This is a genomic window from Streptomyces sp. 7R007 (genome assembly GCF_054850255.1).
In genome coordinates this window covers 1-479 of sequence record NZ_JBTWMV010000169.1, presented here as the reverse complement: position 1 = coordinate 479, position 479 = coordinate 1, and the positions used below count along the sequence as shown (strand labels likewise).

Genomic DNA, 479 nt, shown 5'->3' with positions numbered 1-479 from the left:
ACCGCGTCGCGGTCGCCGAGCCAGATGTTGTCGCCCATGCCGATCTCGTCGCCGTAGTAGAGGATCGGGCTGCCGGGCAGCGACAGCAGCAGGGCGGTGAACAGTTCGATCTGGTTGCGGTCGTTGTCCAGCAGGGGGGCGAGCCGGCGGCGGATGCCGATGTTGGCGCGCATGCGGGGGTCCTTGGCGTACTCGGCCCACATGTAGTCGCGTTCCTCGTCGGTGACCATCTCCAGGGTCAGCTCGTCGTGGTTGCGCAGGAAGATGCCCCACTGGCAGCCGGAGGGGATGGCGGGGGTCTTGGCGAGGATCTCGGAGACGGGGTAGCGCGACTCGCGGCGGACGGCCATGAAGATGCGCGGCATGACGGGGAAGTGGAAGGCCATGTGGCACTCGTCGCCGCCGGAGGCGTAGTCGCCGAAGTAGTCGACCACGTCCTCGGGCCACTGGTTCGCCTCCGCCAGCAGCACCGTGTCCGG

General features: G+C 68.3%; 1 pseudogene. It reads right to left on the bottom strand.

Annotation, left to right across the window (positions count from 1 at the left end):
• A pseudogene (locus tag ACYF6T_RS44640) lies at window positions 1-479 on the bottom strand (trehalose synthase); the annotation flags it as partial.